Here is a 24,648-nt window from a genome sequence, read left to right on the forward strand (position 1 = left end):
GTGACAACCGCTGCTCTGCCGTTTGATTTGAAACCGCCCGTTTTGCTGGCGCCCATGGCTGGAATCACCGATCTGCCGTTTCGGTCATTGGTCGCCGGCTTTGGCGCGGGGCTGGTGGTCTCGGAGATGGTCGCCAGTCACGATATGCTGAATGCCCGCCCGGGCAGCCGGGAAAAGGCGGAGCTGGGTTTGGGAGAGGTTGGCACGGCCGTTCAGCTGGCCGGGCGCGAAGCGGCACCGATGGCCGAGGCTGCCCGCATGGTCGAAGGGCAGGGCGCGCAGGTGATCGACATCAACATGGGCTGTCCTGCCAAGAAGGTGACGCAGGGCTATTCCGGCTCGGCGCTGATGCGCACGCCGGATCACGCGCTGACATTGATCGAGGCTGTGGTCAGGGCAGTGAACATTCCGGTCACACTTAAGACGCGATTGGGCTGGGATGACAGCTTGCTGAATGCGCCGGATATCGCGCGCCGGGCCGAGGCCGCCGGTATCCGGATGATCACCATCCACGGGCGTACGCGGTGCCAGTTCTACAAGGGTCAGGCCGATTGGGCCGCCATTCGCAATGTCAAAAACGCCGTGGAAATTCCGGTGATCGCAAATGGGGATATTGTCGATGCCGCATCGGCTGCGCGCGCTCTGGAGCGTTCGGGGGCGGATGGCGTCATGGTCGGGCGCGGCGCGCGGGGCAAACCCTGGTTGCTGGCACAAATCGCCCACGACCTCTTTGGCCACCGAGCGCCGGTGATCCCCAAAGGTCGCGATTTCGCGGATCTTGTGCTGGGGCACTACGAGGCGATGATCCGCTTCTACGGGGAAACCCTTGGTCTGCGGGTCGCCCGAAAACACCTTGGCTGGTACATGGATACCTGTGGCACGCCTGCTGATCAGCGGCGCGCGGTACTGACGGCACCGGACGTGCGATCAACCTCTGCGCTGATTGCTGACGCTTGCACCGCGCCTGACGTGGTGGCTGCATGAATTCGGACAGCTCAATCTGGGCCAGCCTGCCGGTCCCGACCCTGATCATTGGGCCGGACAATCAAATTGTCGACATCAACTCCGCCGCCGAAGGCTTTCTCAACGTTTCCGCGAAATCCGTGCGCGATGTGCCGGTATGGGACCAGGTTGCGGTAAACGATCCGCTGGAGACCGCCTTCGAACGTGCGCGATCCAGCGGCACACCGCTCTTTGTGAATGACGTCGATGTCGGCAGCGGGCAGCGCGCGCCCATGCAATCCGATTTGCAGATTGCACCTTTGAACGGCACCCCGGGGCATATGATCCTGATGATCTCACCGCGAGAACTCGCCGGACGCATGACGCAGAATCATTCGGTGAAATCGGCGGCCAAGTCGGCGATCGGCATGGCTGAAATGCTGGCGCATGAGATAAAGAACCCGCTGGCCGGGATCACCGGGGCGGCGCAACTGCTGAGCATGAACCTTGGCGCGGAGGATCTCGAACTCACCGATCTGATCGTCGAGGAGAGCCGCCGGATCGTCAAACTTCTGGGGCAGGTCGAGCAATTCGGCAACTTGTCCGTGCCGGATTTCCAACCGGTCAACATACACGATGTTCTGGACCGGGCGCGGCGTTCCGCGCTGCTGGGGTTCGGCGCGCACATGAAGATCATCGAGGATTACGATCCCTCTTTGCCGCTGGCCTTCGGCGATCCTGACCAGCTGTTGCAGGTGGTGCTGAACCTGTTGAAAAACGCCTCCGAAGCGTCGGGCGGGGCGGCGGGCACCATCCGCCTGCACAGTTATTTCGAGCATTCTTTCCGTCTGCGCAGGTCGGATGGGTCAGGCAAATCACTGCCCCTGCAAATTGAGATCATCGACGACGGTCCTGGACTGCCTGAAAACATCAAGGGTGATGTTTTTGATCCCTTTGTCTCGGGCCGGGAGAATGGCACCGGCCTTGGGCTGGCGCTTGTCAGCAAGATCATTTCCGATCACGACGGGTGGATTTCTGTCACCTCTGTGCCCGGCAAAACGGTTTTTCGAATTTCACTCTCACGCGCACCGGAAACTGCCGCGTGACGGATACTCAGGAGACGTAAGATATGGATGGCACGGTACTTGTCGCCGATGACGACAGAACGATCCGCACTGTTCTGACCCAGGCCCTGACGCGAGCAGGGTGCAAAGTGCATGCGACATCCAGCCTGACCACCCTGATGCGATGGGTCGGTGAGGGCAAAGGCGATGTGGTGATTTCCGATGTGATGATGCCGGACGGTAATGGACTGGAAATGCTGCCAAAAATCGCCGAGGATCGCCCGGGGCTGCCGGTGATCGTGATCTCTGCGCAAAACACCATCATGACGGCGATTCAAGCTGCGGAGGCGGAAGCCTATGACTACCTGCCCAAGCCCTTTGACCTGCCCGATCTGATGAAACGAACCGCGCGTGCACTGGAGGCGCGACCCCAAAGCCCTGCGGCAAGCTCAAGCTCGGACGGGCGTCCGGATGAGCTGCCTCTGGTCGGGCGCACCGCTGTCATGCAATCGCTCTACAGGGTTGTGGCCCGGGTCATGAACACAGATCTCCCCGTGCTGATCTGGGGCGAGTCTGGCACAGGGAAATCTTTGATTGCCAGGGCCATTCATGATTTCTCTGATCGCCGCAATCTGCCGTTTATCACCGCTGCGGCCGCAGACCTTCTCGACCTCGAAGGTCCGGCCCGTTTGTTGGCGCGGGTCAAAGGGGGCACGCTTTTGATCGAGGAAATCGCTGATTTGCCCGCTGAGTTGCAAGCCAGGCTGGTCCATATGATGGACACACCGGGAGACTATCAGCCGCGTTTTCTCGCAACCAGCCAGACCGATCTGAACGATGCGATGGAGGCGGGGCAGGTCCGCAAGGATCTCTATTACCGGCTCAGTGGCGCGACACTTACCGTACCTGCCCTGCGCGAACGGGTTGATGACATCCCGGTTCTGGCGGAGCATTTCCTCGTGAAAGCCGAGGCTGCAGGCAGCGCTGCGCGACAGCTGTCAGCACAGGCCAGCGAGATTTTTCGCAATTACAGCTGGCCGGGAAACGTGCGGCAGCTTGAAAATGCCGTCCGACGGCTGGGGCTGACCAGCCGCGCCCCGGAAATTTCGGCAAGCGAGGTCGAACAGGTTTTGGGTGCCCAGCCCGACCTCGAACCGATGCGCACGGCTGGCAACACGGAGAAACTCGGCGCGTCGGTTGAGCGTCACCTGAGGCGGTATTTCGACCTTCACGGGAACATGTTGCCGCCCGCCGGGCTCTACACGCGCATCTTGCGGGAAGTCGAAGCGCCGCTGATCGGGATTGCACTTGAGGCGACAGGCGGAAATCAGGCAAAATGCGCCGATTTGCTTGGGATTAACCGAAATACCCTGCGAAAGAAGATCACAAATCTCGATATAGAGGTGACACGCCGCCGCAAATTGATGTAAAACGGCCACACAAAGCGTGGCCATTGGGGGACACCCCTGATCAGGACCACAAAATAGAGCGGTCAGGCGTGAAAGCGCCACATCATTTGTGAGGGCATCGGGTGACTCCCCGTGTAGAAAGGACACTATGGCTGCGGCTCGGGCGTTTGCGCCGGATCAGGCGCGTGCGCAATGCCGCGACATTGGGCCTTGTTCTGCTGGGGCCTTTGCTGACGCTGTCGACATATCTGGTATTGGGGCCGTTGGGTCAGGCGGGAAACACCCCAAGCTTGCGACTGATCCTGCTGGCCGATCTGGTCTACATTCTGGTGGTCGCGGCATTGGTACTGGCGCAGGTCGGTCGGCTGGTGGCTGCCCGTCGGGCCAAGTCCGCCGGATCGCGGCTGCACCTTCGGCTGACCGGGGTTTTTGCGCTGCTTGCGCTGATCCCAACGGTGACGGTTGCTATTTTTGCAGGGCTGACCATCAATGTCGGGCTCGAAGGCTGGTTTTCTGACCGTGTGCGTGAGGTGGTCGGCAATTCGCTGGCCGCGGCTCAGGCCTATGAGGCGGAACAGCGTCTTGATCTTTCCGAAGACGCGCGGGTTCTGGCCAGCAGCATCGATCAGGCCCGCCGTTCCGGTGTTCTGATATCCGACAGCGAACTGCTGAGCGAAGGTCAGCGGCAAATCCAACGTGGGCTTCGTGAGGCCTACCTTATTGATGGGACAAGAGAAATCCGGGCGCGGGGGGATCGCTCCTACCTCTTTGACTATGAGCCACCAACAGAAGCACAGATGCGCGATGCCGATAGCCAGGACGTCGTGATCATCGAGGATTGGGGCAATAATGAGTTCCGTGCGTTGGTGCGATTGTCGGCATTCGTGGACCGTTTTCTTTTCGTTAGCCGGGATGTCGATGGCGAGATTCTGTCGCTGCTTGATGAAACACAGGAAACCGTACGTCTCTACCAGCAACTGGAAAGCGAACGCGGGCGACTGCTCTTTGAGTTCGGTCTGTTGTATCTTGCTTTCGCTCTCATCCTGATCCTCGCGGCAATCTGGTTGGGTCTGTGGTTCGCCGAGCGGCTCTCGGGGCCGGTGGGGCGTCTGACCGGTGCGGCGCAGCAGGTTGGGGCCGGGGATCTGAACGTTCAGGTGCGCGAAGGCGAGGGCGACGATGAAATCGCCATGCTAGGGCGCTATTTCAACCAAATGACACGCCAGCTTAAAGCCCAACGGGACACGCTGGTGGAAAATACCCAGCAGATCGAACGCCGCCGCCGGTTGTTTGATTCGGTTCTGAGTTCCGTCACCTCCGGCGTCGTGGGGCTGGATCCGCAGGGCAGGGTGACATTTGTCAATAAGTCCGCCGAGAGATTGCTGGACTGGCAAGGCGGGCAGGAATCACTGGCCATCAAGGTCGCTGTTCCTGAATTTGGACCGCTTTTCGAAGAAATCGTGCGATCACGCAACGAGGTCGCGCAGGGTGAGGTCAAGGTGTCCAGGCAACGTCGCCTGGAAAATCTGCTGGTGCGCATGGCGACGCGGCGATCTCAGGACGGCACATTGGAGGGCTATGTTGTCGCCTTTGATGATGTGACGGATCTGGTCAGCGCACAGCGCATGGCCGCTTGGGGGGACGTCGCCCGCCGCATCGCCCATGAGATCAAGAACCCGCTCACGCCGATCCAGCTTTCGGCCGAGCGCATCAAACGCAAGTTCTCTCCCAAAGTCGGCGATGAGAGTGAAACACTTGAGCAGATGACTGATGTCATCGTGCGCCAGACCGGAGATTTACGCCGTATCGTGGATGAATTCTCAAAATTTGCCCGCATGCCGGAACCCGAACGTACGGCGCTGAATCTGACTGACCTGGTGCGGGATGCGGTCCTGTTGCAGCAGACCGGTCAGCCGGATGTGTCCATCAGAGCCGATTTGCCGGACAGCGAGATTACCGCGGATCTGGATGCCACGATGATCAGCCAGGCCCTGACAAATCTGATCAAGAACGCCGGGGAAGCCATTGAGTCGCTAAAGGAAAAAGGTGCGCCAGAAGATCATTCACCTCAAATCGACGTGCAGCTTACGGTCGCTGGATCGCGTGCACGGATCTCGATTGCGGACAATGGTATCGGGTTGCCGGAAGACCGGGCGCGCTTGTTTGAACCCTATGTGACAACGCGCAGCGAAGGCACCGGTTTGGGCCTGCCCATCGTCAAGAAGATCATTGAAGAGCACGGCGGCAGCCTCTCTCTCGAAGACGCACCGGTCTTTGAAGGCCAAACCCATTCAGGGGCCATGGCGGTGATTTCGCTGCCCTGTAGCCCTGTCACCACAGACCCGTCCCTCGCCCAGGAAGGAACTTGAGCTATGAGCGATATTCTCATTGTAGATGATGAACGTGACATCCGGGAGTTGATCTCGGACATTCTGAAGGATGAAGGCTACGCCACGCGGCTTGCCGGTAATTCGGACGATGCCATGGCGGCGATTAACGCCGAAGCCCCCGCTCTGATCATTCTCGACATCTGGCTGAAGGACAGCCGCATGGACGGGATCGATATTCTCAAGACCGTGAAACAGGACAATCCGGATGTCCCGGTGGTGATCATTTCCGGCCACGGCAATATCGAAATCGCTGTCGCAGCGATCAAGCAGGGCGCTTATGATTTCATCGAAAAGCCCTTCAATATTGACCAATTGCTTGTGGTCATCCGACGGGCCATGGAAACTTCGCGACTGCGGCGCGAGAACCAAAGCCTGCGGCGGCGCGATGTCACGAAATCGGAAATGATCGGGACATCCGCCTCTTTCCGCACGGTTGTCGGTCAGCTCGACAAGGTGACGAAATCCAACGGTCGGGTGATGCTGACGGGCCCTGCGGGCTGTGGCAAGGAAGTCGCGGCGCGCTACATCCATGCCAATTCAAACCGGGCCTCTGCGCCCTTTGTCACTGTAAATTGTGCTGGTGTGGAACCGGAACGCATGGAAGAAGTGCTGTTTGGCAAGGAGACTCCGGAGCGGGGGGTAGAGCCGGGCCTTCTGGAGGAGGCGCATGGCGGCGTCATCTATTTCGATGAAGTGGCCGATATGCCGATCGGGTCACAATCCAAGATACTCAGGGTGCTGGTAGACCAGCAATTCCAGCGCGTTGGCGGCAATGACAAGGTGCGCGTGGATTTGCGTGTCATTTCCTCGACCAACCGCGATCTGGAGCAGGCGATTGCCGCAGGCACCTTCCGCGAAGAGCTTTATCACCGGCTCAACGTGGTACCGATTGCCGTCCCGTCGCTGGAGGAGCGTCGCGAGGATATCCCGGCGCTGGCAGAACACTTCATTTCCGAGATGAACACGGTTCAGGGCCTGCCGCTGCGCACGCTCAGCGATGACGCCATTGCCTTGATGCAGACAATGGTCTGGCCGGGGAATGTGCGTCAGCTCAAGAACCTGATTGAGCGGGTATTGATCCTCGGGGATGGTACCGGACCCATTGAGGCGCGCGAACTTCCGGGTGTCGATGAAGGCAATAATGACGACAGCCGTGTCGTGCTTTCCGGGGCGCTCGCCACGCTCGCCCTGCGCGAAGCCCGCGAAGCTTTCGAGCGGGAATATCTGCTGACACAGATCAACCGGTTTGGCGGCAATATTTCACGAACGGCGAATTTCGTGGGGATGGAACGGTCGGCCCTGCACCGCAAACTGAAGTCGCTGGGGGTCGTGACATCGGCCAAATCCGGAACGCGCGTTGCCCATGTGGACGAAGAGGCCGATGCGGCGGAATAGCCGGTTACGGCGCAATTTCCGCTAGAATATCAACACCTTGCATCTTCAGGAAATGCAGCATGTCGATGAAAATCCAGTTTTCCGCCAGTTTGTCCCCTGAGCGGCGATAGACATCCACGACGCGCATATCGGCGCGAACATCATTCGCTGGGATGCCCATGAAACCGTTGGTGTTGGTCAGTGTCAGATTGGGCCAGCCGAAGAAACCGCCATAGTGCCCCTCGCTCATGCGGCACAAATGGCCATTGAAAGCCCGCCCCGACAGACCGTTGCGAAACGGCCCCTGATGCTGATCAATGTAGCGATCAATTGTGTAGGTGGCGCCGATTCCGGCGGGCCCCCACCAGATCATGTCATCGGTCCAGTCACTCGCCAGCTCATCATGCGGGGTGGGAGGTTTTTCCGCCGCATTGGCGTGATCAATCGAGCCGATCAATTGATTGATCAGGGCAAGCGTCTTGTCGGTTTCCGTTTGTGGTTGACCGGATGCCACGATCCCGTCGTGGGTCATCGGCCCCGGTTGCACCACATGGACGCCGGTCTGAGCGGCCCGAAGCGGGTTGAGACCCGCCTGCAGCATCAAATGCAACAGATCAACGAACAGCGCCGATCTGGTAATGCGCCCGTTCTCGACCTTGTTGAACTCAGCGTACCGCAGGAATGCCATTTTCCCCGTTGCGGGGATGTTGAGAAAGGGCCTGTCAAAAAGCCCCATGAGATGGCCCATGGAGCAGGTCCAGTGACCCTGGAAACCGTCGATTTCATTCAACCCGGCAAAAAAGATGTCTTCACGCCGTTGCACACGCGAAAAAGCGCTGAGGAAAGGCGCCCAGAACGCCTCTGCAATAGCCGCGGGTCCGCATTGTTCGTGAAAAGGGTGCATCCCGTACCAATGACAGTTTGCAGCATGCGATTGGCCCAGAATGTCAGCGACATTCCCGGCGGTCGCTTGTGTCATCGCGGCATAATGGGATTGCACCACGGATTTTACGGATTGCACTGTGTCTGCGGGGGGATTCGAAATATTCATATGGCGAAGGATTAGAAAGCTCGCGTAGGGGTTTCCAGCCCAAAAGCGACCAACCTATCGTGCTTGGGTCACAATCTGCCAGGTTTTGTCGTTGTTGCGGATCGCACAGCTGCGCGACGACAGTCGCGGCAATACTGCCGTGGCACCCTGAGGGGCGGCGTTCGAGATATTGGCAGGGCAATTGGGCACGGTCACGCGGGCAAATCCCTTTTCAGCCATGCATTGTTGCTCCGCGCGACCCCGCAGGCTGGCATTGACATCGACCGTGTAGACGTCACCGGGAACATAGTAACCGCCCCGGTTGTAGCAATGTCCTTCGGCATTGCAGTACCGTCGCCCGGGAATATATCTGGGCGGATCACGCCGGATCTGATTTGCTACGGGAACGTCCTTCAGAGATTTGATTTCACAAGATAAAAGATCAGACTGCATTCGTGTGACCGCAACACCTTCGCGATGATAGATCGTCAGGGGCGCGCAGCTGACAAGCACAAGCAGGCCCAGCAAAAGGGCAGATCGGATATGGAATTTCCTCATGGGACCAATCTGCCCTGATTTTGCGCGCAGGACAATTGAATTGACCCCCCATGGACCATCTGCCATTCAGAAGACCGCGAAAAGGTCGAAGGACGCAAAGCGCATGAAAGTGATCATCTGTGGCGCCGGGCAGGTTGGGTGGCAAATCGCGCGCCATCTTTCGGGCGAACGCAATGATGTCACGGTTGTAGACAATAATCCCGACCTGGTACGCCGTGCGACAGATACGCTGGACGTGCAGGGGATTGCGGGTTTTGCAAGCTACCCGGACGTGCTGGACAGGGCCGGGGCGCGGGACGCTGAGATGATTATCGCCGCGACCCATTCCGATGAGGTCAATATGGTCACCTGTCAGGTGGCGCATTCGGTCTTCGGGATCAATCGAAAGATCGCCCGCCTGCGCAGTCAATCCTACCTCAACGCGATTTATTCCGATCTTTACCGCCGCAACCACATGCCGATCGACGTGGTGATCAGCCCTGAAAAGGAAGTGGCCGCTGCCGCCCTGCAACGTCTGTCGGCACCTGCTGCATTCGACACGGAAACCTTCATGAACGGCCAGGCGCATCTGATGGGTATTTCCATCGAAGAGGAATGCCCGGTCGTCAACACGCCCCTGCGTCAACTGACCGATCTCTTTTCAACATTGCGGGCCACGGTTGTCGCGGTCCGGCGGGACGGCTCGCTGTTTGCGCCCGACGCCAATGACCAGATTTTCGTCGGCGACGAATGCTACGTCTTCTCTCATGCCAACGATATTCCGCGCACGCTGGAAATTTTTGGCAAGAAAGTCGCAAAGCAGGACCGGGTCGTTCTGGTGGGTGGTGGCAATGTCGGGCTGGCTGTGGCCCAGACGCTCGAAGCGCGCGCCAAGCGCGTCCGGGCCAAGGTGATCGAGAAAAACCGCATCTGCGCAGAAAAGGCCGCCGAAGCGCTGGAACGCACGATTGTACTGAACGGCGATGGTCTGGATGCGGCGCTGCTGGCTGAAGCCGGAATTTCGCGCGCCGACGCGATGCTGGCGATCACTGACGATGACAAAACCAACATGCTGGCCTGCGTGCGCGCCAAAGCCGAAGGCTGCCCCTATACCATCGCATTGATCAATGATCCGACGCTTGTGCCGCTGATGATCCCGCTGGGCATCGACGCCTACATCAACCCGCGCGCCACAACGGTGAGCTCGATCCTGCGGCATATTCGTCACGGACGGGTCCGCGCGGTTTATTCCATTGGCGATGCGGAAGCTGAGGTGATCGAGGCAGAGGTGCTCTCGACCTCTCCTCTGGCGGGCAAACGGATCTCCGAGATCGATTTTCCCGAAGGCGTGCTTGTCGGTGCGGTGCGCAAGGGGGAAGAGGTTATCCGCCCCATGGGCAGCACGCGGATCGACGAAGGTGATGTGATTGCGATCTTTGCGCTGGCGGAGGATGTCCCGGAGGTGGAGCGGCTGATGCAGGTCTCCATCGATTTCTTCTGATCCATGGGACGCGCACTGAACTCCCGCAAACGGCAGGGCGCTTTTCGCCAGCTTCTGGATTTACCACTTTTCCTGCTGATTTTTGGTGTGGCCTCCGTGGCGATGCTGGTCCCTGCGATCCATGGCGGCGCCTCCCGTAATCTTGAAACCGCCCGCATGTTTTTCTATTGCGGATTGCTTGGGATCACGTTTTTCGTCTTTGTGGCCATTGCCCAGGCGGGGCGCAGATCACGGTATGGCGTGCTGGGGTCGCTGTTGTCGCTTTTTGCGACATTTGTTTTTCTCCCGGCGTTTCTGGCAATTCCCTTTTTTGAAAGCCTGAAGACCACGACTTTTCTGAATGCCTATGTGGAGATGGTCAGCGCGTTGACAACCACGGGCGCCACCATGTTCGACGACCCTGAACGGCTCGATAGCACGCTGCATTTGTGGCGGGCACAGGTTGGTTGGATGGGTGGCGCGATCATGTGGATCGCAGCCTCCGCCATTCTGGCGCCGCTCAATCTGGGTGGGTTCGAAGTGACGGCTCAGGCGGAGCCCGGGCAACGCGAAGCGCTGTCCAGCCTGATCGACCGTGCGGACCCGCGCGAACGGCTTCTGCGTGTCGCAACCGCGCTGATGCCGATCTACGTTGGCCTCACGCTGCTTTTGTGGATCTTGCTGATGATCAGTGGCGATACATCGCTGGTGGGCCTGAGCCACGCCATGTCGATCATGGCCACGTCGGGCATTTCACCTGTGGGCGGCGTGGAATTCAGCACATCTGGCATCACCGGCGAGGCCCTGATGCTGCTCTTCATGTTTTTCGCGCTTTCGCGACTGACGTTTTCATCCGACACGGTGACCGCAACGCAAGGTGGCTTGCGCACGGACCCGGAGTTTCGGCTTGGCATCGTGCTCGTTCTTGGCGTGCCCCTGATCCTCTTTATACGCCATTGGCTGGGGGCACTTGATGTTTCAGCCGAGAGCCAGGTGGGGCAGGCAGCCAATGCGCTCTGGGGTTCGGTGTTTACGGTGATGTCATTTCTGACCACAACCGGCTTTGTGAGTTCTGACTGGGCGCAAACCCAGGCATGGTCTGGCCTTGAGACGCCGGGCCTTATTCTGATGGGGTTGGCCTTGATCGGCGGCGGCGTGGCAACAACCGCCGGAGGGGTCAAGCTTTTGCGTGTTTTTGCGCTTTACCTCAACGGGTTGCGCGAAATGGAGCGGCTGGTGCATCCCTCGTCCGTCAGTAGCGCCGGCGGACAAAGCCGCAGGTTGCAGAAGAACGGCGCATTCATTGCGTGGATTTTTTTCATGCTCTTTGCCCTCACTCTGGCTGTCATCACCGTCACACTGGCCTTGCAGGGCGTCTCATTCGAGGACGCGTTGGTTCTGAGCATCGCCGGATTATCCACCACCGGACCTTTGATCACCTTTGCGGCCGATACGCCGATCCAGCTGGTTCAACTGGACCCCTTTGCCAAGGCGGTTTTCTGCGCTGCGATGGTTTTAGGGCGTTTGGAAACGCTTGCGATAATCGCCCTGTTGACGCCGGATTTGTGGCGCGCATAATCATCTGAGATTTTTAGGTCCGTAACGGACTGTTTTTTGGGGTGGAATCTCTCGTGCGCGCGCTTCATAATCGGTGCGAGGGGTGGGCTCGGTCCGCGGGCTCCAGCAAGAAAAAAGGCGAGTGCTAGAATGGCGTCGGACAGACAGAACCTTCAGGATGCGTTCCTGAATCATGTGCGCAAGACAAAAGTTCCTGTGACAATTTTCCTGATCAATGGGGTGAAACTGCAAGGGGTCATCACGTGGTTCGACAATTTCTGTGTGCTGCTGCGTCGCGACGGGCAGTCCCAGCTTGTCTATAAACATGCCATTTCGACCATCATGCCCAGCCAGCCGATCAGCCTTTATGAGGGCGAAGACGCTTCTTGAGCAAAGCGCCATTTCAAATCGAGAATGACGACGCCTCGCGGGTGACCCGCGCGTGGGTCCTGCATCCCGACATCAAATCCGACCCCGAACGTCGCCTCGCTGATCACGCCCTGGCCGAGGCTATGGCTCTTGCGCGCGCCTTGCCCGAGCTGGAGGTTGTCGGTGGCGAGATTGTTCCGCTCAAGACGGTCCGGGCGGGTATGCTCTTTGGGTCCGGCAAGATTGCTCAGATCAAACAGGCGCTCGAAGACCGCGAGATCGAACTGGTTCTGGTTGATGGTCCGGTCAGCCCGGTACAACAGCGCAACCTTGAAAAGGCCTGGGGCGTCAAATTGCTCGACCGCACCGGACTCATTCTGGAGATTTTCAGTGACCGGGCTGCTACCCGTGAGGGTGTGTTACAGGTGGAAATGGCCGCGCTCAGCTATCAGCGCACACGTCTGGTGCGCGCCTGGACCCATCTGGAACGGCAACGGGGTGGCTTGGGATTTGTTGGCGGTCCCGGCGAGACACAGATCGAGGCGGACCGGCGCGCCATTGACGATCAGCTGACCCGGCTGCGTCGGCAGCTTGAAAAGGTTGTGAAAACGCGCGCGTTGCACCGGGCGGCCCGTGCCAAGGTGCCTTACCCGATCGTGGCGCTTGTGGGTTATACCAACGCGGGGAAATCGACCCTGTTCAATCGGCTCACCGGGGCGGAAGTGATGGCCAAGGATATGCTTTTTGCCACGCTCGATCCGACCATGCGCCGGGTGCAATTGCCCGACGGGCCGGAAGTGATCCTGTCCGATACGGTTGGTTTCATTTCCGATCTGCCCACCGAACTGGTCGCGGCTTTCCGGGCCACGCTGGAAGAGGTGCTGGCGGCTGATGTGATCTGCCACGTGCGGGATATCTCGCACCCCGAAACCGAAGAACAGGCGCAGGACGTTGAGCACATCATGACCTCTCTTGGGGTCGAAGAAGATCGCCCGAGTTTCGAGGTCTGGAACAAGCTGGACCTGATGCCGACCGATGCCGCCGACGCGATGCGGGCACGGGCTGACCGCGATGATCGGGTGTTTGCCATCTCGGCTTTGACGGGCGAGGGCATTGATGCGCTGCTGGCTGCGGTGACCGATCAGGTGCAGGGGGCAAAACGTGCGGTCGATCTGTCATTGAGCTTTGCGGAAGGCAAAAAACGGGCATGGCTGTTCGCGCAGGAGCTTGTCGAGAATGAGCGGCAGACCGACGAAGGGTTTGAAATTACCGTGCGCTGGACGGCTCAGCAGGAAGCGCAATACCAGCGGCTTTGAGGGTCACAGGCCGTCGGAACTGGCGTAGCGCCAGGTCCCGGGTGCCAGGTCGTTCAATCGCCATTGGCCGATCTGCACTCTGATCAGGCGCAGGCAGGGCAATCCCACATGAGCCGTCATGCGTCGTACCTGACGGTTGCGACCTTCCCGTATGGTGATCCTTAACCAGGCATCGGGCACTGTCTTGCGAAACCGCACCGGCGGGACGCGCGGCCACAGCGGATCAGGGGTGTCGATCTGCGCGATCTCAGCTGGCTTCGTGGGCCCGTCCTTCAAGATCACCCCGCGCTGCAATTGTGTCAGCGCAAAGGCGTCCGGGGTCCCCTCGACCTGAACCAGATAGGTCTTGGGCATCTTATGTATGGGGTCGGTAATACGCGCCTGCAACCAGCCATTATCAGTCAACAGCATCAGCCCCTCGCTGTCTTTGTCCAGCCGCCCGGCGGGGTAGAAGCCCGGCGCATCGATGAAACCAGACAGCGTCGGGCGCGGTGAGCCTTCTGTCCCTTTGTCGGTGAATTGCGACAGTACGCCGAAAGGTTTGTGAAAGAGAATGACCCGCGTCATGGGTTGGCTACTGCACCGGTTTCAGAACGGTCACGCCAACCGCGGCGGCGCGCGCCAGATCTTCATCCAGCGACATCGGAATATATTCTCCGCGCCGCCAGAGTTGCGCCATGTCATCATAATGCCGCGACAGGAAATGCCCCGACTGCCCGGTTGACGTTATAAAAACCGAACTGTCGGGGTCGGCAAAGTCATAAACCCCGCGGTAAGCCGCGCCGTGCACATTGTGGAAAGGGTCCGGGCCGGAACCTGCCGTCAGACCCCGTTGCAAGGTATTGTCCCCCCCGTTGGTGGATTGCCGGATATTCACGAAATACCGCAAGAGCGGAACCTCCCCTAGAACCGGGTGATCATGTGTGGCCTGATGCGCGTCCCCCCATCGCAGGGATTCCAGTGCCGGTCCCCATGTTTCCTCGACCCAGATCAGCGCGTCATCCAGCGCCAATCGCGCCATGTCGGAACAGGTCTCTACCGGGGCGGATTGGATGACATCGCACCAGATCGACGCGCCATCCACGTCCCGAAACGCGCGTTCAATGAAAAGCGGCTCGACATGGGTCAGCTCGCTGGCCAGCGGGCCAAGCTCATCCTGGATCATCCGCGCCTGAAGACTGCGCAACCAGGCCGCGTAAATCAGCGGTTCGGGCATGTGTTCGTTCATCTCGCCGGACCAGCCGGCCAGAAGTGTCAGCGCGCGTTGCCTCTGGCGCAGGGGCGTGCCCTCTGGGGCCGCCTCGCCGGTGAACCACAATTCCGCCCCGATCAACGGCAGGAGGGACCGGGCGGTAAAGCTGACGGTATCAAGCTGCGCCTCAATGAAACTGTCGCGGGTATGAACCTCACGGGCCTGCATCAGGCGCTGCCAGCGTTGAATGCGCTGCGTATCGCTCCAGTCGAAAGACACATGGTTCGGAAACGGGCGATCCACGGTCTTGTTGTTGGTGTTGCCAAGGATACCGCCGTTCGGCGCGATGAACTCCGGATTTGAGGCGTAGGGCAGGCGCCCCTGCCAGCGGTTGGCCTCGATCCATCCGGGGCTGGGCAAGCGTCCCTGGCTTTGATGGCGCGCGTCCCGGCGGGGCATCGCGCCAATCATCTTCATCGCAATTTCGTCATTGTCCACAAGCATCAGGTTCTGTGCAGGGGCCACAAAGCCTTCGATCGCCTGCAAGCCGTCACGGACCGACTTTGATTTCATCAGCCTGAGGGCCGCCATCATCGTGGTGTCTTTCGGGCTCAGAACCGTCCAGGCCAGAGACGCCACATGACCCTTGGGTGTGATGCTTGCGAGGTTGTAATGGGTTCCCGGCAGAACCGGCCCGTTGTCCGTCCAGCGCAGGGTGATAGTGATGGGCGTGGCATCCTTGATGTTGATGATCGAGCCGCGTGTCTCAAAGCGTTTGAACCCATCCGGTGTGCGGTATTCTTCCGGATTGTCGGGGTTGACCTCTTCGATATAAACATCCTGATCGTCCATACCTGCCGAGGTCAGCCCCCAGCCGAGATCGGCGCTGCGCCCGCTCAGAACCAGGGGCATGCCGGGAATGGTAGCGCCGATGATGCCGCCTGACTGCAATTCAAGTCGCGCCAGATACCAGATGGCCGGGGCTGTGAACCCAAGATGCGGATCATTGGCGAGCAAAGTGCCCCCGGAGGCGGAGCGTGACGGGGCCGCAGCCCAGACGTTTGATGCGCCCGCAAAAGGCTTGCGCTTGAAAGGAGAGAGTGGGTGCGCATCGTGGGGCTGGGTTGCGGCAAATCGGGGCACACCGGGCACCAGTTGCGCATATTCGGGCAGGGCCGCCACACCGCTTCCCGGCGTATCAGGCAGAATGTCCTTGAGACGGTTGGCATTTGGCAGGGCCAGCGAAATACGCGCGCGCAACACCTCGGCGTCCAGATGGCTGGAGAGTTGCAGCCCCATCAGCTTGATGATGGCCAGTGAATCGGCGGGCCGCCACGCCGATACCGGCGCGTTGAAAACGAACATCTCCGGTGCACCGCGCCCCAGTGCGGAAGTATTGATTTCATCCAGCCGCGCGTTCACACCGGTGGCATAGGCGCGCAGGATTTGCAGGGTCTCTTCGTCCTGCACCTCAACCGAGGCGACGGCGCGCGCATAGATATCCAGCCTGCGCAGCAGTTTATCAATGTTGACGGTCGCCGCCCCGAAGACTTCCGACAGCCGACCCTGGGCTGTGCGCCGCAGCATGGTCATCTGCCACAGCCGGTCCTGTGCGTGCGCGTACCCCAGCGCATAGAAGACATCCAGATCCGCCTCGCCGAAGATGTGCGGCACATTGGCATTGTCGCGCACGATCTCGACGGGGGCCGTCAGATAGGGCAGTTCCAGCACCTTGTCATAATCAGGCAGGGACCGCGACGCGAGGTAGTAAACCATCCCGACACCCAGCACGACCAGGGTCACCAGTGCCCCGGCAATTCGCATCAGCCATATGAAGACCCGACCCATCTGCGCCTCGTGATTGTTTCGGGTCGTTTGGTTGACCCTTGGGATTTGACTGTTAGGTAGGACAGAAGCGTAAATCAACACGTAATAGGGAAGGTTAATTTTATGGCCAAGCTGGCATTTTTAGGACTCGGCGTCATGGGAGGCCCGATGGCCGGGCATTTGCAAAAGGCAGGCCACGACGTGACGGTTTACAATCGCACCCAGAGGAAATCCGAAGATTGGGTTGCCGCCCATGGCGGGGCCATGGCCAAAACGCCCCGGGACGCGGCGGAGGGCGCTGAATTCGTCATGGCCTGTGTGGGCAATGACGATGATCTGAGGTCGGTTTGTCTGGGTGAAGATGGTGCCTTTGCCGGGATGGCGTCAGGGGCGGTTTTTGTGGATCACACCACGGTTTCGGCAGCGGTGACGCGGGAGCTTTACGCCGCGACCAATGAAAAACAGGTGAGTTTTGTCGATGCGCCGATCTCGGGTGGGCAGGCCGGTGCTGAGAACGCAGCGCTTTCCATCATGTGTGGCGGCGATGAGGGCGCGTACGACCGCGCATTGCCGGTCATGGAAATCTACTCAAAGATCTGCCGTCGTATCGGCGAGAGCGGCGCAGGTCAGATGACCAAGATGTGCAACCAGATCGCGATTGCGGGCCTGGTACAGGGGCTCAGCGAAGCGTTGCATTTCGCCGAAAAAGCCGGTCTCGATGGGCGCGCGGTGGTTGAGGTGATCAGTCAGGGGGCGGCAGGCAGCTGGCAGATGTCCAACCGCTATGAAACCATGCTGGACGACCATTTCGACCACGGGTTTGCTACCGACTGGATGCGCAAGGATTTGGGGATTTGCCTGTCTACGGCTGATGAAACAGGTGCTAGCCTGCCGGTTACCGCCCTTGTGGATCAGTTCTACAAGGACGTCCAGAAAATGGGCGGCGGGCGCTGGGATACGTCCAGCCTGTTCAAAAGGCTGCAGGCGCTGGGTTAAGCGCCACCTTGAAGAACCTGACGCCCCGACCGCAATCGGGGCGTTTTCCGTTCAGGGAATGATACGCGAATACTTCGTTCCCTGAAGCGTGGCGCCAACCAGCAGGCCCGCGCGGCCAAAAACGGCGGCCAGTACCGGCGACAGGGTTGTGGTCGAATCCGCTTTCAAACCATCCCCCTGATCAGAGATGACATATTCGACATCCCCTCCCACGGCCCAGCCGGGAGAGCGGCGGAAATTTGTCAGCGCCTCTTCGGTCATGAAGAACAGAACGTGGGAATACTGCTGCCCGCCAATCTGAAACCCACCCGAAAGCTGCGTGGTCGAGTAGTAATCCACCGTCACGTCATTGACCCGCAACGCCCCACGCCCGTAAGCGCCGCCAAAGCCGAAACCGGCTTCGGTGACAAGCGGCATGACCAGCATGCCATTGGCCTTGTCAGCGAGGTTCCGTGTGTTGGGGAAACTGCGATACATTTCCTGGAGTGTGGAGTCGACGCGCGCGTCAATGGTTGCGGCCCCCTGGGACCCGATACCGTTGCCGCAGGCTGCTGTAACAGACACGCCTGCCAACGCGCCAAAAGTGAACACTCTGCGTGAGAGTCCTGAAGTTTTCATGCTATCCGCCTGTAATTTGTTGCTCGAATGCCGGTTGATCCGACTTATGCGCGAACATACGCCGATTGCGGGGCGGTGTCACTCAAAAGGTGGCGATTGCGCGGCTTATTGCTGGGCATTCAGCAGGCGCGCGGCGGCCGGGGCGAAGTATGTCAGAATGCCGTCACAGCCTGCGCGCTTGAACGCCATCAGGCTTTCCATCATCACTTTTTCGCCATCGACCCAACCATGTTCCGCTGCGGCCTGGATCATGCTGAACTCGCCGGAGACCTGATAGGCATAGGTCGGCGCGCCAAAGGTGTCTTTCACCCGGCGACAGATATCGAGATAGGGCATCCCGGGTTTGACCATCACCATATCGGCCCCTTCGCGCAGATCCCGCTCGATCAGGCGCAGCGCTTCATCTGAATTGCCCGGATCCATCTGGTAGGTCTTCTTGTCACCGGTCAGTGCGCCCGAGGCGCCCACCGCATCGCGGAACGGACCATAGAAAGCCGAGGCATATTTGGCCGCATAACTCAGGATCATCACGTTTTGATGGCCGGCAGTTTCAAGAGCGGCGCGCATCGCGCCGATGCGCCCATCCATCATGTCGGAGGGGCCAATGATGTCCGCACCTGCCTCCGCCTGCGACAAGGTCATCTTGACCAAGGCCTCAATTGTACGATCGTTGACGATCTCGCCGTTCTCCACAAAGCCGTCATGGCCGTTGATGTTATAGGTATCGAGCGCCACATCCGTCATCACCGCGATCTGGGGCACGGCCGCCTTGATGGCACGGATGGCGCGGTTGGCGTGGTTCTCCGGGTCCCAGGCACCGGCGCAATCCTCGGTACGTTCCTCGATGCTGGTGTAGGGAAAGATGCAGATGGCCGGAATACCCAGGTCCGCCGCCTCTCTGGCGGCCTCGACGATCTTGTCGACCGACCGGCGGAATACCCCGGGCATCGACGGGATCGGTTCTTCGATGCCGTCACCGGCACGCACAAACACCGGCCAGATAAAATCGCTGACACTCAGGCTGTTTTCGCGGGTCAGGGCACGGATTGCGGGGCTTTGACGGGCACGGCGCAAACGGGTGGCAGGAAAGGGGGCTTGGGTCGGGCGCATGGGTGAATTGTCCAGTTTGAGAGACAGATCATGCTTGGCACGGATTTTTCTGCAAGCCAAGGGTAGGAATTGCCGCAAAGCAAGGCTAAGAGGATCAAAACACGTAGCAAAAGCCCTTACCCCTTGAGTTTCTATCAAAGCGTCTTCGAACTGATCGACATGCGATCCTTCTCGAACCTGTGGTTCTGGATCGCACTGGCGGTGCTGTGGTCCACGGCCAGTCACTGGGTGCTCGGCGTGCCCTATGACATGGTGCTGCGCGCGCGGAGGAATGGGGGTCAGGCAGAACAGGATCTCGAAGATCTGGTGCGGATCAACTCCAACCGGTTACTCTATATCGCCAATGTCTCCGGCCTTTGGTTGCTGGGGCTTGGGTGTTTTTTGCTGACGGGTCTGTGCGTTCTGGGATTTTTCTATCGTGTCGAAATTGCGCAGGCGCTCTTTCTGCTGGGCTTCCCGATGTCCATCGTGGGCCTTTTGTCTTTGTCCACCGCGCGCCTGATCTATCAGGAAGAGGCGCGCGGCGAGCTTTTGCGCCAACGTCTCACACGCCATCGCCTTTACGTGCAGATGACTGGCATGGTTTCGATTTTCGTCACGGCGCTTTGGGGGATGTATCAAAATATGAACATCGGACCTCTGGGTGGTTGACACTCGGGCAATCTCCCCCAATTGACAAAAGCCCATGACTGACGTGTCCCATATTACCGTTTCAGGCGTCCCCGAAGGTTTTGATGCACGCTTCCTGTTGTCTGAACTGCAACGGCAGGATGGTCCGATCTTGCACGTCGCCCGGGATGACAAACGCCTTGCAGCACTACGGGCCGCCTTGCGGTTCTTCGCGCCCGATATGCCGGTTGTGGTGTTTCCGGGGTGGGATTGCCTACCCTATGACCGCGTTTCCCCCAATGCCGATATTTCCGCGCGCCGCATGGCCACACTGGCAGCGCTCGCGCACGGGATGCCGGCACAGTTTATCCTTCTGACAACGCTCAATGCCGCAACCCAGCGGGTCCCGGCGCGCGAGACCCTGAAAGGGGCCGCCTTTGCTGCGCGCGTCGGCGATCGCATTGATGAGGCCGCTCTGCGCAATTTTCTTGTGCGCATGGGGTTTGTGCAAAGCCCCACGGTGACGGAGCCCGGAGATTACGCCATTCGCGGTGGCATCATCGACATCTTCCCCCCCGGTGATCTGGGGCCCGTGCGGCTCGATCTCTTTGGCGATGTGCTGGACGGTGCGCGCCGCTTTGACGCGGCAACCCAACGCACCACCGAAAAGCTCGACGTCGTGGAACTGGCGCCGGTGTCAGAAGTGATCCTGGACGAGGCGGCGATCACACGGTTTCGCCAGAACTACCGCATCGAATTTGGCGCGGCGGGCACGGATGATCCGCTCTACGAGGCGATCAGTGCCGGGCGCAAACATCAGGGCGCGGAACACTGGCTGCCCTTCTTTCATGAAACCCTGGAAACCCTCTTTGACTATGTGCCGGGCGCGACCGTTACGTTGGACGATCAGGTGACGCCGACCCGGCTGGCCCGTTGGGACAGCATCGCCGACCAATACGAAACCCGCCGGTTGGCGATGACCAACCGGTCAAAGATGGACAGCGTCTACAAACCGTGCCCGCCGGGAGTGCTTTATCTGGACGACGCCGCCTGGGAAATGACCACCAAAGACCGGCGCGTCCTGCAATTGGCTGCCTTGCCGCAACCGACCGGGTTGGGCGTGATTGATGCGGGCGCGCGCATCGGGCGCAATTTCGCCCCGGAACGCCAGCAGGAATCTTTGAGCCTTTTCGGAGCTTTGGCAGCCCATGTTAAAGCGAAGATGGAAAGCGGCCCGGTCCTGATCGCCAGCTATTCCGAAGGCGCGCGCGAACGCCTGACAGGGTTGATCGAAGATGAAGGGCTGGCCGAGGCGATCCCGGTGCCAAACGCCACGCGCATTGGTAAACGCGGGTTGCATCTGGCCGTCTGGGCGCTTGAACATGGGTTCGAAGCTCCCGGTTTGACGGTGATTTCCGAACAGGACGTGTTGGGGGATCGTTTGATCCGACGGCCCGCGAAAAAGCGCCGCGCAGAGAATTTCCTGACCGAAACTCAATCACTGAGCCCCGGTGATCTGATTGTTCATGTGGATCACGGCATCGGGCGCTACAAGGGGCTGGAGGTGATCACCGCCGCTGGAGCCGCCCATGAGTGCATCTTGCTGGAATATGCCGAAGGGTCAAAGCTTTACCTGCCGGTCGAGAACATCGAGCTGCTGTCAAAATATGGTCATGAAGAAGGGCTGCTCGACCGCCTAGGCGGCGGCGCGTGGCAGGCCAAGAAGGCCCGCCTGAAAGAGCGTATCCGCGAGATTGCTGACAAACTCATTCGTGTGGCCGCAGAACGCGCGTTGCGCAAAGCCCCCGTGCTGGAGCCACCTCCGGGCATGTGGGATGCGTTTTCGGCGCGTTTTCCCTATCAGGAAACCGACGATCAACTCCGCGCCATTGGCGATGTCATAGACGATCTGACCTCCGGCAATCCCATGGACCGTCTGGTCTGCGGTGATGTGGGGTTCGGCAAAACCGAAGTGGCGATGCGTGCCGCGTTTGTGGCGGCCATGTCGGGCGTGCAGGTGGCTGTGATTGCCCCCACGACACTGTTGGCGCGCCAACACTACAAAAGCTTTGCCGAACGCTTCCGCGGTTTTCCGATCAATGTGCGCCAACTCAGCCGCTTTGTCTCGACCAAGGAGGCCAATGCCACCCGCGACGGCATGGCGCGTGGCACCGTCGATATCGTGATCGGCACCCATGCGCTGCTGGCCAAGGGCATCCGGTTCCAGAACCTCGGCCTGCTGGTCATCGACGAAGAACAGCACTTCGGCGTGACCCATAAGGAGCGGCTTAAACAGTTACGCACCGATATCCATGTGCTGACCCTGACCGCCACGCCGATCCCGCGCACCTTGCAGCTTAGCCTGACAGGGGTGCGCGATCTGTCGATCATCGGCACGCCGCCGGTGGACCGCCTGGCCATCCGCACCTATGTCAGCGAGTTTGACACCGTGACGCTGCGCGAGGCGCTGTTGCGCGAGCATTATCGCGGCGGGCAGTCCTTTTACGTGGTCCCGCGCATCTCCGACCTGCCGGAGATCGAGGATTTCCTCGAGGCGCAGCTTCCCGAACTGACCTATGTGGTGGCCCATGGCCAGATGGCGGCAGGCGAGCTTGATGACCGCATGAACGCATTTTACGATGGCAAGTTCGACGTTCTGCTGGCCACCACGATTGTGGAATCCGGGCTCGATATTCCCACCGCCAACACCATGGTGGTGCACCGGGCGGATATGTTCGGTTTGGCGCAGCTTTACCAGATCCGGGGCCGCGTCGGGCGCTCCAAAACCCGTGCTTATGCGTATCTCACCACAAAACCCCGCGCGCGTCTGACGGCCACGGCGGAAAAACGTCTGCGGGTGCTGTCCAGCCTTGATACGCTGGGGGCGGGCTTCACGCTGGCCAGCCAGGATCTGGACATTCGCGGCGCGGGCAATCTGCTGGGCGAAGAGCAATCCGGCCAGATGCGCGACGTGGGCTTCGAGCTTTATCAATCCATGCTGGAAGAGGCGATCGCCAAGATCCGCGCGGGCGAGATGGAAGGTCTGAGCGAGGCTGATGACCAATGGGCGCCGCAGATCAACCTCGGCGTGCCGGTGCTGATCCCGGAAGCCTATGTGCCCGATCTGGACGTGCGTCTGGGGCTTTATCGCCGTCTCAGCAGCCTGACCACAAAGGTTGAGCTTGAAGGTTTTGCCGCCGAACTGATTGACCGCTTTGGCAAATTGCCACGCGAGGTCAACACGCTGATGCTGGTGGTGCGCATCAAGGCCATGTGCAAACGGGCCGGAATTGCCAAGCTCGACGGGGGGCCAAAAGGCGCGACCATCCAGTTTCACAATGACAAGTTTGCCTCGCCAAAAGGGCTGGTGGAATTCATTCAGGACCAGCGCGGCATGGCCAAAGTCAAGGACAACAAGATCGTTGTGCGTCGCGACTGGAAGGCGGATGCCGACAAGATCAAAGGGGCCTTTGCCATCGCGCGTGATCTGGCGGAAAAGGTCGTGGCCGAGAAGAAAGCCAAAAAGGCAAAGGCCAGTTGACTATTCGGCGGGCAACCGCGCCTCGATGCGCCCCATGTAGCGCATCAGCGCAAATGCCAGCAGCGCGAGGGCGAAAATCGCACCGATGAGCGGGCGGACGGTGCCGTCAAAGAGCAAACCGATGGGAGAGGCGATGGCCGCTGCCAGAACCGTCGAGACCGAGCCGATCACACTGGCCGCCATGCCTGCGATATGCCCCATGGGTTCCAGCGCAATCGCGTTGAGATTGCCGATGGTCAAGCCGGCCTGAAAGAACACATAGGCCTGCCAGATGGCAAATATGGCGAAAGTACTGGTGCCATAGGTTTCATTGTGGATCAGCACGGTAGCCGACAGCACGATCTGAACTGCAAGCGCCATGGTAATCAGGCGCCGCATCCCCAGACGCCCGACCAGCATCGCATTGAGAAAACTCGCGATAGCCGACACCAGCGCGATGCCGCCAAACCAGAAATGAAAAGTGTCCTGTTTGTCATAGACATGCTCATAGATGGGCTGGATCAGCATCAGGACGGTGAACAGCATGGCCATGCAAAGGGTTTGAACAAAGATCGACAGGCGGACCACGGGATGGGCAAACATCTCGCGCACCGCCGCCATCAGCAGCCGCGGTTTCAGCGGGCGACGGTTTTCGCGAGCCAGGGTTTCAGGCAGGCGCAATCCCAGCCAAAGCACCGACAGAACGGAGAAAACGATGAAGGCCAGAAAGATGCCGCGCCAACCGTTTGTCATGATGATCACATAGCCGAGCGTCGGGGCAAACCCGGGGACCAGCGTGAAGATCATCATCACGATGGAGACGATCTTGGCCATTTCCCGGCCCGAGAAAAGATCGCGGATCACCGCAATGGAGACGACACGCGGACCCGCGGCGCCGAGGCCCTGAAGGATGCGGGCGGCAAGCACGATTTCAAATGTAGAACTGGCCCAGGCGATGGCAGAAGCGGTGATGTAAAGCGCCGCCCCGCAGACCATCACACGCTTGCGTCCGAAAGCATCCGACAGCGGACCGGTGAAAAACGTGCCAATTCCCATGCCCAGCACAAAAGCCGTCATGATCAGAGGGGCGCGTGTCGGATCTTGCGGTGTGAGTTCATCGGCAATTTCGGGAAGGGCGGGTAGCATCGCATCAATTGAAAACGCAATGGTGGCAAACATCATCGCCATCAGGGCAATAAATTCAACCCGCCCCATGGCGGGCTGTGAAACTGGTTGCGACACAAAAATACTCCCGAGCGAGCATCGCGTAATAATCGACGTTCGGCCCATCCGGTGTAACCCAGAGTT

The 24,648-nt window shown here is 59.6% G+C and carries 19 protein-coding genes; 12 read left to right on the plus strand and 7 right to left on the minus strand.

Annotated elements, in window-relative coordinates; all coding sequences use genetic code 11:
* The 5 genes from dusB (at window position 1) to Q0802_RS11725 (ending at window position 7,200) form a co-directional block, all read left to right on the plus strand.
* Entirely contained in the window at window positions 1–984 is a 984-nt protein-coding gene (dusB, locus tag Q0802_RS11705) for a tRNA dihydrouridine synthase DusB (RefSeq protein WP_298918186.1), read from the plus strand.
* A complete protein-coding gene (locus tag Q0802_RS11710; protein ID WP_298918189.1) occupies window positions 981–2,048 on the plus strand; it encodes an ATP-binding protein in 1,068 nt (355 codons plus the stop codon). The genes dusB and Q0802_RS11710 overlap by 4 nt, the downstream gene beginning before the upstream one ends.
* A gap of 23 nt (window positions 2,049–2,071) precedes the next feature.
* The gene (locus Q0802_RS11715) at window positions 2,072–3,436 is read left to right on the plus strand and encodes a sigma-54 dependent transcriptional regulator (protein ID WP_298918191.1); all 1,365 of its coding nucleotides are present in this window, start codon (window positions 2,072–2,074) and stop codon (window positions 3,434–3,436) included.
* A 101-nt stretch (window positions 3,437–3,537) separates the two neighbouring features.
* A complete protein-coding gene (locus tag Q0802_RS11720; RefSeq protein WP_298918194.1) occupies window positions 3,538–5,784 on the plus strand; it encodes a PAS domain-containing sensor histidine kinase in 2,247 nt (748 codons plus the stop codon).
* Window positions 5,785–5,787: 3 nt separating this feature from the next.
* Window positions 5,788–7,200, plus strand: coding sequence for a sigma-54 dependent transcriptional regulator (locus Q0802_RS11725; RefSeq protein WP_298918197.1), 1,413 nt, complete (start codon window positions 5,788–5,790; stop codon window positions 7,198–7,200).
* A gap of 4 nt (window positions 7,201–7,204) precedes the next feature.
* Here the strand turns inward: Q0802_RS11725 and Q0802_RS11730 are convergent, their stop codons facing one another.
* Both Q0802_RS11730 and Q0802_RS11735 read right to left on the minus strand, forming a co-directional pair.
* Window positions 7,205–8,200 (minus strand): nuclear transport factor 2 family protein, encoded by a 996-nt coding sequence (locus tag Q0802_RS11730; protein WP_366523318.1) that lies wholly within the window; start codon window positions 8,198–8,200, stop codon window positions 7,205–7,207.
* A gap of 84 nt (window positions 8,201–8,284) precedes the next feature.
* Complete coding sequence (locus tag Q0802_RS11735; protein ID WP_298918202.1) at window positions 8,285–8,767, minus strand: hypothetical protein; 483 nt, start codon at window positions 8,765–8,767, stop codon at window positions 8,285–8,287.
* 103 nt (window positions 8,768–8,870) lie between these two features.
* Between Q0802_RS11735 and trkA the strand changes: the two genes are divergently transcribed.
* The 4 genes from trkA (at window position 8,871) to hflX (ending at window position 13,468) form a co-directional block, all read left to right on the plus strand.
* A complete protein-coding gene (trkA, locus tag Q0802_RS11740; protein ID WP_298918205.1) occupies window positions 8,871–10,247 on the plus strand; it encodes a Trk system potassium transporter TrkA in 1,377 nt (458 codons plus the stop codon).
* Between the two features lie 3 nt (window positions 10,248–10,250).
* Window positions 10,251–11,804: a potassium transporter TrkG gene (locus Q0802_RS11745; RefSeq protein WP_298918208.1), complete on the plus strand. Its 1,554-nt coding sequence runs from the start codon at window positions 10,251–10,253 to the stop codon at window positions 11,802–11,804.
* Between the two features lie 129 nt (window positions 11,805–11,933).
* A complete protein-coding gene (gene hfq, locus Q0802_RS11750) occupies window positions 11,934–12,173 on the plus strand; it encodes an RNA chaperone Hfq (protein WP_007119530.1) in 240 nt (79 codons plus the stop codon).
* A complete protein-coding gene (hflX, locus tag Q0802_RS11755) occupies window positions 12,170–13,468 on the plus strand; it encodes a GTPase HflX (RefSeq protein ID WP_298918211.1) in 1,299 nt (432 codons plus the stop codon). The genes hfq and hflX overlap by 4 nt, the downstream gene beginning before the upstream one ends.
* Window positions 13,469–13,471: 3 nt before the next feature.
* Here the strand turns inward: hflX and Q0802_RS11760 are convergent, their stop codons facing one another.
* Window positions 13,472–14,035, minus strand: a complete 564-nt coding sequence (locus Q0802_RS11760; protein ID WP_298918214.1) for a pseudouridine synthase — start codon at window positions 14,033–14,035, stop codon at window positions 13,472–13,474.
* Between the two features lie 7 nt (window positions 14,036–14,042).
* Window positions 14,043–16,508 (minus strand): penicillin acylase family protein, encoded by a 2,466-nt coding sequence (locus Q0802_RS11765; protein WP_298918217.1) that lies wholly within the window; start codon window positions 16,506–16,508, stop codon window positions 14,043–14,045.
* Window positions 16,509–16,610: 102 nt separating this feature from the next.
* Between Q0802_RS11765 and Q0802_RS11770 the strand changes: the two genes are divergently transcribed.
* A complete protein-coding gene (locus tag Q0802_RS11770) occupies window positions 16,611–17,483 on the plus strand; it encodes an NAD(P)-dependent oxidoreductase (RefSeq protein ID WP_298918219.1) in 873 nt (290 codons plus the stop codon).
* Between the two features lie 51 nt (window positions 17,484–17,534).
* On the opposite strand, the gene Q0802_RS11775 is transcribed toward Q0802_RS11770, so the two are convergent.
* Together Q0802_RS11775 and hemB are read right to left on the minus strand one after the other, a co-directional pair.
* Window positions 17,535–18,101: a YSC84-related protein gene (locus Q0802_RS11775; RefSeq protein ID WP_298918222.1), complete on the minus strand. Its 567-nt coding sequence runs from the start codon at window positions 18,099–18,101 to the stop codon at window positions 17,535–17,537.
* A 105-nt stretch (window positions 18,102–18,206) separates the two neighbouring features.
* Entirely contained in the window at window positions 18,207–19,211 is a 1,005-nt protein-coding gene (hemB, locus tag Q0802_RS11780; RefSeq protein ID WP_298918224.1) for a porphobilinogen synthase, read from the minus strand.
* A 123-nt stretch (window positions 19,212–19,334) separates the two neighbouring features.
* Between hemB and Q0802_RS11785 the strand changes: the two genes are divergently transcribed.
* Window positions 19,335–19,862: a component of SufBCD complex gene (locus tag Q0802_RS11785; RefSeq protein ID WP_298918227.1), complete on the plus strand. Its 528-nt coding sequence runs from the start codon at window positions 19,335–19,337 to the stop codon at window positions 19,860–19,862.
* A gap of 34 nt (window positions 19,863–19,896) precedes the next feature.
* Window positions 19,897–23,361, plus strand: coding sequence for a transcription-repair coupling factor (gene mfd / locus Q0802_RS11790; protein ID WP_298918229.1), 3,465 nt, complete (start codon window positions 19,897–19,899; stop codon window positions 23,359–23,361).
* On the opposite strand, the gene Q0802_RS11795 is transcribed toward mfd, so the two are convergent.
* A complete protein-coding gene (locus Q0802_RS11795; protein ID WP_298918461.1) occupies window positions 23,362–24,555 on the minus strand; it encodes a multidrug effflux MFS transporter in 1,194 nt (397 codons plus the stop codon). It lies immediately after the preceding gene.
* Between the last annotated feature and the right edge of the window lie 93 nt (window positions 24,556–24,648).

This window comes from uncultured Roseobacter sp., from assembly GCF_947495275.1.
GTDB lineage: Bacteria > Pseudomonadota > Alphaproteobacteria > Rhodobacterales > Rhodobacteraceae > Roseobacter.